Source organism: Streptomyces sp. 11x1, from assembly GCF_032598905.1.
In the GTDB taxonomy this organism is placed as follows: Bacteria; Actinomycetota; Actinomycetes; order Streptomycetales; family Streptomycetaceae; genus Streptomyces.
Genome location: NZ_CP122458.1, coordinates 7,784,816 through 7,798,232 on the forward strand (window position 1 = coordinate 7,784,816; position 13,417 = coordinate 7,798,232).

The window sequence follows — 13,417 nt, forward strand, 5'->3', positions numbered from 1 at the left end:
TCGTACGGCCGTGTGGCCGGCTGTTCGCCCAGGTCGGCACCGGGACGCGGGACCCCGTGACTCGGTCCTGCGCGATGTTCTCAAGAGCCTTTGGGGAAATTACCAACCCCTCCGAACCCAGCCCGTTCGTGCGCGAGTTGGGGCGCCACTCGTTCGAGTGACGGGAGCGTCAGCGGGGCGAGTGAGTCCCGACGTGACCGAAGACGTCACAGCCGTCACAGCGAAGATGCCGGACACAGGACAGGCGGGGGCAGTCCGACGCCCCTACCGCAATCCGCCGACCTGGTCCTTGGCCCACCACAGAAACGCCGCGGAGTGCTGCTGGTTGGCGAAACCCTCGCCGACGAGGGCATGCAGGAGATCATTGCTCCAGAGGATGAGCCGGCCGAGGGTCCAGTTCACCGACTCGGGTGTCGGCAGCTCCAGTCCGTAGACCAGTCGCGCGACCTCGCGCTTGCCCCCGGCCTCCGTCGTGTACTTGAGGATCGTCAGGAACCGGTCGGGGTACATCACACAGAGAACCCTCGTGAGGAGCGCCTCCTTGAAACCGGTCATGGCGAACGGCTCGGTGCCGGACAGCAGGCGCTGGAGCCGGTCTTCGAGCGGCACGTCGTCGGGTCCGTGCAGGAGGTACTCGATCGTCCTGCGGGTCGACTCCCCGGCCGCGGCATCGCCCATGTCGTTCCACGCGGAGTTGAACGTGGCCTGATTACCGGGGCGTGCTCCCACCTCGGAGTTGGCGAAGTCCTTGAGGGCTCTGGGGTCGCACGTCCACAGCCCGTCGGGGGAGAAGATCCGCTGGTACCTCGACCAGTAGGCCGCCACGTCGGGGTCGAAGTCCGGCTTGTCGGCGAGGTACTGCTCTTTCAGCCGGGCCACCCGCTCCACCTGCTCGGGATCGACGTCCTCGGCTTTCGGGAAACGGGCCTTGAGGTCGTCGAAGGAGCGAAGGAGGTTCCTCTGCGGGACGGTGGGCTCCTTGTGCTCCCATTCATAGCCGCAGCGGTGCTTCACGAGCCGACGTCCGCCGTCGAGCGTGCGCACCACCTCGATGTCCTCGTCGTCGCTGCACAGTGGACACATGACCACCGCCATGGCTACCCCCGTTCACGCGGTGCTCGCGCCCGCCCGGAGCGAGCGCTTCCCCACCCAGGGACCGCATTCTCGCATCCGGCCGGGGCCGCAGGGTGGGTGGCCTCCGGTCGGCACGCGCAGCTCCGACCGTACGGTCTTGCCGGGGCGGCCGGGCGAGGAGTGCCGATACAGGGTGTAACGCGCTGACGGGCCTGGCTGGTCCCCCCTGGAGCTACTTGATCAGGCGGCCCCTGTTCCGGTTGGCGAAGGGCCGCTTGCCGTGGACCCCGATGAATTCGGCGATCAGCTGGGCTTCGGCGTCGCCGGGGTCCCGCTCCGGCGTCGACAGCCATCCGACCAGCAACGAGCCCGAGTCCGCCAACTGCCAGACATAGCGCCCACCCCAGTGACCCACCGCTTCTCCGGCGCCGTGACGCCGGTACTCGTCGAGCCGCTTCCGCAGTCCGCGCCGACCGCTTCTGCCGGTGGTCGCCTTGCCTACGTACAGCACCATGGCCCCACCGGCCCAGGCCTCAGCCAATGTGTCGCGAGAAACGGAGGGATCACGGCCCTGGAAATGCCCAGCCGGACTCAGGGGCAGGAACTCCGGGGCGGACACATCGGGGCGCACGACGACGTAGATGCCGGCATCCAGGGGCACCCCGGCCTCCGGCAGTTCCGAGAAGGGGACGAATCCCGTGAATCCCCGGTCCGTGAGGATCTCCAGTGTCAGTGCTCGGTCGGTCATGCGCGGCATGATCCCACGCGGGTAGGACAAGGTGGGTTCGTTCGGGCACGGTCGCGTAGTCGCCGCATCCCGGATCTTCGACGGGGCGATTGGCTGACTGGTCGACTTCGACAGAGCCCGCTCGATGCTCGGTGAGCCGACGTGGCGTGCTCTCCTGCCGGAGTGTGAGTGGCTGTTGCCATGAGGGCAGAAACAGAAGCCTCAAGGGCCCGTTACAAGTTGATAAGCAGCCAATTATGACGTGTTCATTATCACTTCATCATTGCGATACGGCATGAGCCCCTTGTGCGCGCTCTGTGGACATGTCTATAAAGCCTCCTATTTTTGATCATTGAGTGGGGGGGTCCCGTGCGCCCGGCACGTCCGCTTGTCGTTTCTGTGGTTCTCCTGATGGCCGTGCTGACGGGAACCGAGCGCGCTGTCCTTGCAGCCGACCGCTCCGGGGAAGCTTCCACGGGAAGCGCCCCCGACCAGAGGTGGGGCAGCGCGGACGGGCGCAGTCACAAGGCTTCCGCCGAAGCCACGGACGCGGCCGCCAAGGGCGGCAACGACGGGCCGCTCAGGGGACGCGGTGAGCTTCCGGTCGAGGGTCAGTCGGGGACGACCGAGCTGCGCGCCACGTCGAAGCCGCCGGAGCCGGGATCGGTGAAGGAGGTGGCGGCGCCTGACGCGCCCGCCGCCGATGGCTTCGATGACGAGGACAGCAAGGAGGTCAAGGACAAGCGCAAGGAGCGGGAGCGCACGTTCCTGAACGAGGATGGCACCTACACCACGCGCTTCTACAGTGAGCCCGTCAACTTCCGTGCGAAGGACGGGAGCTGGAAGGACGTCGACACGACGCTGGTGCCCCAGGAGGAGTCCGGCCCGAGGACGATGAGCGCCGAGGAGGGGGACTGGGAGACCCGTTCCACCGAGACGCCGATCGAGTTCGCCGGCTCCGCCGACGGTGACCCTTTGGTGCGGATGCAGGTCGGTGACGGTCTGTCCATCGGGTACGCCGTCGAGGGTGCGAGCGCTGCCGTCGGGCAGGCCGAGGGCAGTGTCATCATCTACCCGGACGTTCGTCGTGACGCCGACCTGGAGCTCATCTCCGGCAGTGACTCGGTGAAGGAGACGCTGGTCCTCAAGGACGCGGACGCGCCCACCACTTGGCGCTTCCCCCTGGAGCTGCAGGGGCTGACCGCGCGGATCGACGAACACGGGAGCGTGGTCTTCGTCGATGCCGACGGCAACGGGCGCGCCTGGATGCCCGCCGGGTGGATGCAGGACTCCAACCTCGCCGAGGACGCCAACGAGGGCTCCATATCCTCCGGCGTCACCTTCAGCCTGGACGAGGCGAGCGGTCGGCAGGTGCTGGTCGTGAAGCTGGACGAGGCGTGGCTGTCGGATCCGGAGCGGGTCTTTCCCGTGCGGGTCGACCCGTCGGTCAAGTCGTTCGACTCCACCTCGGGGACCTATGTGCAGTCGCCGTACAACCAGAACTTCTCCAGCGACAGTGTGCTCAAGGTGGGCACGTACGACGGTGGCAGCCACAAGGCCGCGGCCTTCCTGAGGTTCACCGGTGTGGAGAGCACGCTGAAGAACGCGTGGGTGCTCAACACCAACCTCGCGCTCTACAACACCTGGTCGCAGTCGTGCACCGCCCGCCCGGTGACGGTCCACCCCATCACCTCGAACTGGTCGGAGTCCACGACCACCAAGTACCCCGGCCCGTCCACCGGTTCGTCGCTGGCCTCGAAGAGCTTCGCGCACGGCTGGCGGCCCTCGGGCACCGAGACGTGGTCGTGCGGTCCGGCCTGGGAGAGCATCAAGCTCGGTTCGGCCGGCCGCAAGCTGGTCAACGACTGGACTCACGCCCGCAAGAAGAACTACGGCCTGGCCGTGAAGGCGTCCACGAGCGACTCCAAGGGGTGGAAGCAGTTCGGTTCCGACGACTACCCGAGCGGCAAGCCCAGCCTGGACGTGACCTGGACGAAGTACGGCGCCACCTACACGATGGGTGACTTCACGGCCCCGGTGACCGCCACCTCCCAGGGCGTGCAGAAGCTCACCGTCAAGAACCAGGGGCAGGAGACCTGGCCCAAGGGTGGCGACTACAAGCTCCGCTACAACCTGTACGACTCCAAGGGCAAGGAGATCGAGGACAGCGACAAGATCGCGTACACGGAGATGCCGGAGGCGGTCTCGCCCGGCGAGAGCGTGACCGTGGACGCGAAGATCGCACCTCTGGCGCCCGCCACATACACCCTGCAGTGGACGATGACCGACTACGGAGTCAGCCGCTTCACCACCGCCGGTGTTCCCGGCCCCGCCATCAAGTTCTCCGCGGTGAACATCCCACCGCAGCTGACCGCCGCGTCGCCCGGCAGCGGGGCGGTCGTCGACACCCTGACCCCGACCCTGTGGGCCAAGGGCAAGGACATCGACGGCTATCCCAAGGCCACGCTGCACTACACCTTCGAGGTGTGCGAGGTCGAGGGCAGTGACCTCCGCAAGAACTGCAGGAAGGGCACGCGCAGCGACGAGACGCAGTGGACGGTGCCGTCCGGGTGGCTGTCCTGGGGCAAGACCTACGCGTGGTACGCCTACGCGTACGACGGTGACGAGACCTCGGCCCGGCCGGGCGCCGCGCTGATCAGCACCGAGGTGCCGCAGCCGACGGTGACCAGTCATCTGGGCGGCGCGGACAGCGGTAAGGAGATCGGTACCCGCGCGGGCAACTACGTCACCGCCGCCACGGACGCGGCGATCACCACCGTGGGTCCGGAGCTGGCCGTCACCCGTACCTACAACTCCCTCGACCCGCGTTCGGACGGCGCGTTCGGCGCCGGCTGGTCCACCCCCTGGGACATGCGGCTGCGCCAGGAGACCGAGATCGGCATGGTCCTGGTGACCCTCGCCGACGGCTCGCAGGTCAGGTTCGGCAAGAACGCCGACGGCACCTACGCGGGCCCGGCAGGCGGTTCGCTCACTCTGCAGAACCAGGGTGGGGCGTGGCAGCTGCGGGAACGTTCCGGCAGCGTCTATCACTTCCTGGCCGGTGGCGTGCTCTCCCGGATCGTCGACTCCGCGGGACGCGGTCAGAAGGTCCAGCACCAGAGTGAGACCGGCGGTCCCGTCATCAAGGTCATCGACGAACTCTCCGGCCGCTCCCTGATCTTCACCTGGTCCGGCGACCACGTCGACACCGTGACCACGAGCGTGGTCGGCCCCGAGGCCCCCGGTCTGGCCTGGTCGTACTCCTATGACGGCGATCGCCTGACGAAGGTGTGCCCGCCCTCCTCGACCAGCAAGTGCACCCAGTACGCGTACGACACCGGTTCGGTCTATCGAAGTGGTGTCCTGGACGCCTCCCCGACCTCCTACTGGCGGCTCGGCGAGAGCGAGGGCGCCACGGCGGCCAGCGACGCCCCCTCGCGCACCGGCCTGAACGACGCCGCGTACCGGGACGTCACGCTGGGCGGCGCCTCGGCGATCGCCGGCACCACCGACACCTCCGGCGGCTTCGACGGCACCGACTCCGCAGTCGAACTGCCCTCGGACACCCTCCAGTCGACGGCGTACCCGACGATCGAGCTCTGGTTCAAAACAACCAAGGCCACCGCCGTCCTGGTCGGCTTCCAGAATGAGGAACTCGGTGACAAGCCCACCTCCTACCGTCCGGTCCTGAACATCGACGCGGCCGGCAAGCTGCGTGGCGAGTTCCGCAGGGTCGGCGTCACCGGCGCCACCGGACCGATCACCTCCACCACGGCCGTCACGGACGGCGCCTGGCACCACGCCGTGCTCACCGCCTCCGCGACCGGACAGACGCTGTACCTGGACGGCAAGAAGGTCGGCTCGATCGCGGGCGCAGTGGCCGACCAGTCCCGCGACTACGCCTACCTGGGCGCCGGATACGCCAGCGCCAGCTGGATGGGTGTGGCCACCGGCGAGTACCGCTTCGCCGGGCAGCTGGACGAAGTCGCCCTCTACGCACACCCGTTGAACGCCGCGACCATCGCCGAGCACTACGCGGCCCGCGCCTCCGTCGGCCAGATCACCAAGGTCACGCTGCCGTCGGGCCGCACACACGCCACCGCTGTGTACGACTCCGGCTCCGGACGGCTGAAGGAGCACACGGACGCCAACGGCGGTACGTGGACGGTCTCGGCCCCCTCGTACTCCAACGCCTCGTCCTCCTACGCGCGGACGATCCAGGGCGGTGGGGCCACCGGCTACTGGCGGCTCGGTGAACGCAGCGGAGCCGAGGCCGCCAGCCCGCTCGGCGAGGAGCTGAACGGCAGCTACCTGGACGGCGCACGCCCCGGCAGCCCCGGCATCTTCACCAGCGGCGACGACACGGCCGCCGAATTCGACGGCAGCGGCGCCGTGGAGGTGCCCACCGAGGCCCTCGGCACCGCGACGGCGATGTCGGTGGAGCTGTGGTTCAAGACGACCGAGCCCGGTGTGCTGGCCACCATGCAGAACGCCGAGTTCGGCGAGACCCCCACCGGCTGGCGGCCCATGCTGCTGATCGACGCCGACGGCAAACTGCGCGGCAAGTTCGACCCCGCCGCCACCAGCCTGCTGTCCACGAAGACCGTCATCGACGGCCAGTGGCACCACGTCACCCTCACCGGCAACGCCCAGGCCCAGGCCCTCTACCTGGACGGCAGGCGGCAGGCGTACAACCAGCACGGTGTGCCGACGCTGCGCCACCCCCACGTCCTCATCGGCGGTGGCTACGCCTCGACCGGCTGGGACGGTCAGGCCGGCGGCTACCGCAACTTCACCGGGCAGATCGACGAGGTCGCCTTCTACGACAAGGCGATCGTCCCCTTCACCCTGTCCGGGAGCAGTTGGGTGGCGAGCACCTCGCGTTCGTCCGCCCCGGCCGCGCACTTCCAGGCGCGTAAGGACCTCACCAGCGGTAGCGACACCCAGTACCAGGGCGTGACCACCGCGGACACCCCGGCCGCCTACTGGCGGCTCGGTGAGGCCTCCGGGACAGCGCTCGCCAGCGAACTCGGCGGATCCGACGCGACCGCGACCTTCCACCCGGACACCAGCGCCGCGGACACCGGGCTCGACGTGGACGGAATCTTCGGCCCGTCCGGCAACAGCGCGCTGAGCGCCGACGGCACGACCTACACCGAACTACCCGGATCGCTCCTCGCGGGCACCACGGAACTCGCCGTGGAACTGTGGTTCAACACCTCCACGCCCACCGGCGTCCTGCTCGGTTTCCAGGACGCGCCGATCAACCAGGTCCCCGGCTCGTTCCGTCCGGTCCTCAACATCGACGAGGCCGGCAAGCTGCGAGGCGAGTTCCGCCGGGCCGGCGTGACCGGAGCGACCGGTCCCCTCACTTCTGCCCAGGCCGTGACCGACGGGCAGTGGCACCACGTGGTGCTCAGCGCTGACGCCACCGCCCAGACGCTCTACCTGGACGGCGTCAAGGTCGGCTCGATCACCGGCGCGGTCTCCGACCAGTCCCGCCCGTACGCCTACCTGGGCGCCGGATACGCCAGCGAGAGCTGGATGGGCGTGGACCCGGACCCGTACCACTACCAGGGCACCCTCGACGAGGTCGCCCTCTACCGGCACCCGCTCACCGCCGAGCAGGTCTCCGCCCACTACCGGGCGCAGGCCGAGCCCGCCGACTCCACGCTGACCAGCACGGTGAAGGTCACCGACCCGAAGCAGAAGACCAGCTCGGCGACCTACGACGCGCTGCGCGGCCAGCGGGTGCTGTCACGGACCGACGCGACCGGCGCGGTCACCGGCTACGCCTATGACACCGGCGGCAACCTGCACACCGTCACCGACCCCAACGGCCACGCCACGATCACCGGGCACGACAAGCGCGGCAACACGGTGTCGACCACCACCTGCCGGGACGCCGACTCCTGCTGGACCTCGTTCAGCTCGTACCACGTCAACGAGGCCGACCCGCTCGACCTGCGCAACGACAAGCCGTTGACCGTCCGCGACCAGCGGTCCAAGGACCACAAGGACGACCGCTACCGCGCCTCGTTCACCTACAACTCCCTGGGCCTGCCCACCAGCACGGTCCGCGCCGACGGCACCGCCTCGTCGACGACGTACACGGCCGGAACCGAGGCCGCGGTCGGCGGCGGCACCGTCCCGGCGGGGCTCGTCGACAAGGAGACCACCGCCGGCGGCGCCGTCACCGCCTACCGCTACTTCTCCAACGGCGACCTGGCCGAGGTGACCTCGCCTTCCGGGCTCGTCACCAAGCACACGTACGACGGGCTGGGACGGAAGATCTCCGAGACCCAGGTCTCCGACACCTACCCGAACGGCGTGACCACGACCTACGCCTACGACACGGCCTCCCATGTCGTCACCGAGACCGGCGCCGGGGTCAAGAGCGAGCTCACCGACACCACCCACACCGCGCAGATCAAGCGCACCTACGACGAGGACGGCAACGTCCTGTCCGAAACCGTCAAGGACACCACAGGTGGCGACACCGAGCGCGTGACGACCTACCACTACGACGAACACGGCCTGAACGACAGCGTCACCGACGCCGAGGCGAACACGACCCGCTTCCAGCACGACGGACTGGGCCGTGTCGAAGGCATGACGGACGCGGCGAACTCCCACTTCACATACTCCTACACCGCCCGAGGCCAGCACTCCGAGACGGTCCTCGACGACTGGCGAGGAGACCCCTCCGGGACGCTTCGCGACCTCGTGCTGGTCTCCAACGCCTACGACCCAGCCGGCCGTCTCGCCTCCACCACGGACGCGATGGGCGCGACCACCGCGTACACCTACTACGACGACGGTCTGCCGGCCACGACCACGGCCAGGCAGGTCACCCAGTCCGACGCGAGCAAGCGCGACATCGTGCTGGAGAGCAACACGTACGACGCCGCGGGCAACCTGATCAAACAGGTCACCGGCGGCGGGAAGACCACCGAGACGTTCACCGTCGACGCGCTGGGCCGTACCGAACGCAGCGTGCTCGACCCGGGGGGGCCTGGACCGCACAGCCACGTACAGCTATGACGCCGACGACCGGGTCAAGGAGGAGACCCAGACCATCACCGGAGGCAAGACGCTCAGCACGAAGTCCGAGTACGACTCGGCGGGCAACGTGAAGAAGCAGACGGTCACCGACGGCACGAGCACCCACACCACGACCCACACCTACGACCGGCGTGGACTGGAACTGACCTCGGTCGCCCCGCGCGGCAACGAGCCGGGTGCGACCGCCGCGGCCCACACCACCACCTACCGGTACGACGAGCTGGGGCGCCTCGTCCAGGAGACGGCACCGCAGGTCCAGGCCGAGGAGAACGGCGGTTCCGCCACGGCGGTGCAGCCGGTCACCCGCACCGGCTACAACACCTTCGGCGACGTCACCCGGGTCAAGGACACCCGGGGCCAGGTGACCCGTACGGAGACGGACAGGCTCGGCCGTACGACCGCGGTGACCCTGCCCGGCTACACCCCGCCCGGAGGTACCGAGCTCACGGCCACGCTTCGCACCACTTACACCCCGCTCGGACTCCAGGAATCCCTCACCGACCCGCTGGGCCGGGTCACCAGCTACGGGTATGACCAGCTGGGCAGGGTGATCGACAGGACCGACCCGCCAGCCGACCCGGTCGGCGCGCTCCTCGACGGCGGCAGCTCAGAGATCCAGGTCGGTCCGGTCACGGCCGACGACGGCGGAGGAATATCCAGGTTCACCTGGACACCCACCGGCCTCCAACTGTCGGCGACGGACCCGACCGGAGCCCGCGCCGAGGCGACGTACGACGAACTCGGCCGCCAGCTGACCTCGACGGTCGTCGAGCGCTACCCGAGCGTGCAGAACCTGACCAGCCACTACACATGGGACGACGCGGGCAACCAGACGCTGTCGCGGACTCCTGCCGGCCGGATCACCTCGTCCACGTACAACCCCGCCGGAGAGACCATGTCGGTGACCGACGCGGTGGGCACCGCGCGGTTCGCCTACGACGGCCTCGGTCGCCAGACCGAGTTCGTCGACGCCACCGGGCGAAGGACGGTGACCGCGTACAACGCACTCGACGACGTCACCGCGACGACCGACTACGGCACCGGTACCACAGCCCTGCGCACCGTCGGTCAGGAGTACGACGCCGACGGCAACCGCACGGCTCTGATCTCGGCGGAGAAGAAGGTCCGCACGACGTTCAAGTACGACGCCCTCGGCCGGATGACCGAGCAGCTGGAGCCGGTCACCTCCACCAAGTCCCTCACCACCACCTTCGGCTACGACGCCGCGGGCAACCGCACCCGCTTCACGGACGGCCGGAGCAACACCACGGTCTACACCTTCAACAGCTGGGGTCTGCCGCAGTCCACGATCGAACCCGTCACGACGGCCACCCCGGACGCGGCGGACCGTACCTGGACCACCGTCTACGACCGCGCGGGGCAGCCGGTGACCGAGCTGCTCCCGGGCGGTGTGAAGCGCGAGAGCACCTATGACGGCCTGGGCAGGCTGATCGGCGAGACCGGCTCCGGCGCGGAGGCGGCCACCACCGCCCGCACCCTGGAGTACGACCTGGCCGGCCGGCTCACCGTCGTCGGCGTCGCCGGCGGCGCGACTCGGAACACGTACACCTACAACGACCGGGGTCAGCTCCTGACCGCGGCCGGTGCGGGCGGCGTCTCCGAGTACACGTACGACCTCGACGGCAACATGACGCACCGCAAGACCGCTGCGGGCAGCACCGACTACGGATACGACAGCGCCGGACGGCTCGACTGGGTCTGGGACTCCCTCACCGGCAACGACATCTGGTACGACTTCGACGCCGCCGGCCGGCCGAAGCTGGAGCGCTACGCGGTCAAGCCGGACGGTTCCACGGCCTGGACGGAGTCGACGCGCCGTACGTACAGCTATGACGACCTCGGCCGCCTCACCGGGGACAAGGTCACCCTTCCCGACGGCACGGGCGGCATCGCGTCGACGGACTACACCTACGACCTCGACGATCAGGTGAAGACCAAGAAGACCACGGGTACCGCCGGAGCCACCACCAACACCTACGGCTACGACGACGCCGGGCGCCTGACCTCCTGGGCCCACGGCGGCAGCACGACGACATACGAGTGGGACGACGCCGGCAACCGCACCAAGTCCGGCTCCGTCAGCGCGACGTTCGACGACCGCAACCGCCAACTGACGGACGGGACGAAGTCCTTCACGTACACCCCGCGCGGCACGCTCTCCGCGGTGAACAGCGGCACCGGCACTAAGCGGTCGCTGACCTTCGACGCCTTCGAACGGAAGACGACCGACAGCGGGGTCGCGTACTCCTACGACTCGCTGGACCGCATCCAGACGCGGGGTTCGACGACCTTCGCCTACGACGGAGGCTCGGGCGACCTGGCCACCGACGGCGACAGCAAGTACAACCGCACACCGGAGGGCACCCTGCTCTCCGCCTCGACCGGCACCACCGGACTGTGGGCTCTCACCGACCAGCACACCGACCTCGTCGCGGGCCTTGCTGCTGACGGCAAGACGGTCAACGGCTCCACGGCCTACGACCCCTTCGGCGTGGAGATCGCCACCAACGGGACGACGCCCTCAGTCGGCTACCAGTCCGGTTACACCGACCCGACGTCGGGTGACGTCAACATGGCGGCCCGCTGGTACCAGCCGGGTACGGGCTCCTTCGGTTCCCGGGACACCTGGCAGCTCGATCCCGTGCCATCGGCCCAGGGCAACCGGTACGGATACGCCAACGACGACCCGGTCAACGGAACGGACCCGACCGGACACGCGTGCGCGTGCGGTGGCGGAAGCGGACGGATGGGTGTGGGCGGCCTCCGGCGCGGATCCGGGCCGGGCACCAGGTACGGCGACGCCGCACCGAAGAGGCACATACCCGACCGAAGGTCCGGCCGTAGGAGTACGCCCGGAAGCACAAAGCGCAACTTGGGGATCAGCCGGGCCCAGGCCCGCAAGAACGCCCAGGAGATGGCGCGCCTGGACCGACGGTTCTCCACGAGGAGGCCCGTCACGGGACGCTCGACGGGAACCGGCAACTCCTACCGCGGATGCACCTACGGTTGCTCGACCACCTCGTACAGGGGCACCGGCGCGACCCGTGGCACGGGCTCCTCACGTGGTACCGCAAACACTCGACCCCCGAAGCCCCCGACCCCGCAGAACCCGAACCGCGGCAAGAACCCGACGACGGCTCCTACTCGGCCGGTGCCCAGACCGAGGGTCGACGTGGGACGCGTCAAGCAGCAGGCGCTGCAGCGCGCTGTCGTGGTGGACCAGAGAGCGGTCATCGCGGCGACCTTCGACGGCGACGAGGAGTACACCCCCGAGCTGCAGGAAGCCCTTGACGGGGCGCCCTCACAGGGCCGTGACAGCACTGGTGATGACGCCCAGGACTGTCGACGGAGTGGTCGCGGTTGGGTGGAATACGGCGAGGCTGAGTCTGCGTACGGCAACCGGGCCAGCGGTGTCGAGGCCTGCCTTGACACCGCCTATCTGGAGAGCAACCCAGGTAGCGACGTGAGCCGTGATATCCGGCCACCGGGGTATGAATGGGCTGGCCGCTTCGCTCGTCACCTCGGTCTGGTCCCCAGAGAAGCGATCAACAACTGCCATTTGCTTGGCAGAGACCTGGGTGGTTCGGGAACCGACCTCAGGAATCTATCCACCTGCTCCCGGCAGGCGAACACCTGGGTGCGGGGTGACGGGCGGCTTGAGCACAACATGTACAACTTCGAATCGCGGACGAACAGGGCGATCGAGAGTGGACAGGTCGTGCGTTACTCTGTTACACCCAAGTATGATGGTGCGCGGACTGTTCCGGTGGCATTCCAGATCGCTGCCTCGGGCGTGTATAAGAATGGGGCGCCAGGAATCGACTTCGACACGGTCGTGCCGAACTCGCTCTACAGTCCGTCGCGACAGCAATGGAGAAACCTGGGTCTCGTGACACACAACGGTGTGCCCCAGCCGATTGGATCGATGCCATGACTTCATTTTCCGGCGACGATATGGCCCGCCTCCTGGCCGTCATGCCGGCCGATCTGGGTGAGGACCAAGGGGTCGACTGGGCTGCGCTCCGAACGGCCTGGGGGCGGGGTTTTCCCTCGGACTACATGGCTTTCATGTCGCACTACGGAGCGGGAGCCATCGACGACTCCTTCTCGATCCTGGTGCCGAACACGCCGGACCGGTCCGTGGAAGGTGGCATGGCAGGGGAGACACGCAATGCGGCGGGCCTGTGGGATGAGGGTTCTGCTCCTCTCCTGGCCTGGGGGTTGACCGTGGCAGCGGACATCGTCTGCTGGAAGACGGAGCACGAAGATCCGGACCGCTGGCCGGTTGTCGTCTGGCGGCGCCAGAAATCGTCCCCTCGGTGGGCCGAGTACGACCGGGGCATGAGTGGATTTCTCTGTGGGCTCTTCTCTCGTGACTTCGACGAGTGCCCACTGAGCGATACGACCCTGTGGGGGAACTCGACACCGAGGTTCGTCAGCGTCGGTCAGGAACAACGACTCCTCGACGAGGGGCTGAACCCCTGGACCGGGGAACCTGACCCCTACGTGAACCTGTCGTTCGACGACTGA

At 68.3% G+C, this 13,417-nt stretch carries 5 protein-coding genes; 3 read left to right on the forward strand and 2 right to left on the reverse strand.

All coding sequences use genetic code 11. The annotated features are described in order from the left end of the window. Positions 1–264 precede the first annotated feature (264 nt). Both P8T65_RS34170 and P8T65_RS34175 read right to left on the reverse strand, forming a co-directional pair. Positions 265–1,095, reverse strand: coding sequence for a hypothetical protein (locus P8T65_RS34170; protein ID WP_316729045.1), 831 nt, complete (start codon positions 1,093–1,095; stop codon positions 265–267). Positions 1,096–1,306: 211 nt separating this feature from the next. Continuing rightward, the gene (locus P8T65_RS34175) at positions 1,307–1,822 is read right to left on the reverse strand and encodes a hypothetical protein (RefSeq protein ID WP_316729046.1); all 516 of its coding nucleotides are present in this window, start codon (positions 1,820–1,822) and stop codon (positions 1,307–1,309) included. A gap of 390 nt (positions 1,823–2,212) precedes the next feature. On the opposite strand from P8T65_RS34175, the gene P8T65_RS34180 reads away from it, so the two are divergent. The 3 genes from P8T65_RS34180 (at position 2,213) to P8T65_RS34190 (ending at position 13,417) form a co-directional block, all read left to right on the forward strand. Continuing rightward, on the forward strand, positions 2,213–8,845 hold the full coding sequence (locus tag P8T65_RS34180) for a LamG-like jellyroll fold domain-containing protein (protein ID WP_316729047.1): 6,633 nt from the start codon (positions 2,213–2,215) through the stop codon (positions 8,843–8,845). Positions 8,846–8,933: 88 nt separating this feature from the next. Next, positions 8,934–12,821, forward strand: coding sequence for an RHS repeat-associated core domain-containing protein (locus P8T65_RS34185; RefSeq protein WP_316729048.1), 3,888 nt, complete (start codon positions 8,934–8,936; stop codon positions 12,819–12,821). Continuing rightward, positions 12,818–13,417, forward strand: a complete 600-nt coding sequence (locus P8T65_RS34190) for a hypothetical protein (protein WP_316729049.1) — start codon at positions 12,818–12,820, stop codon at positions 13,415–13,417. The genes P8T65_RS34185 and P8T65_RS34190 overlap by 4 nt, the downstream gene beginning before the upstream one ends.

Excerpts from the sequence above, each read along its gene's own strand:
- P8T65_RS34170 (WP_316729045.1), bottom strand. The coding sequence starts at position 1,095 with ATGGCGGTGGTCATGTGTCCACTGTGCAGCGACGACGAGGACATCGAG.
- P8T65_RS34190 (WP_316729049.1), top strand. The coding sequence starts at position 12,818 with ATGACTTCATTTTCCGGCGACGATATGGCCCGCCTCCTGGCCGTCATG.
- P8T65_RS34175 (WP_316729046.1), bottom strand. The coding sequence starts at position 1,822 with ATGACCGACCGAGCACTGACACTGGAGATCCTCACGGACCGGGGATTC.
- P8T65_RS34180 (WP_316729047.1), top strand. The coding sequence starts at position 2,213 with ATGGCCGTGCTGACGGGAACCGAGCGCGCTGTCCTTGCAGCCGACCGC.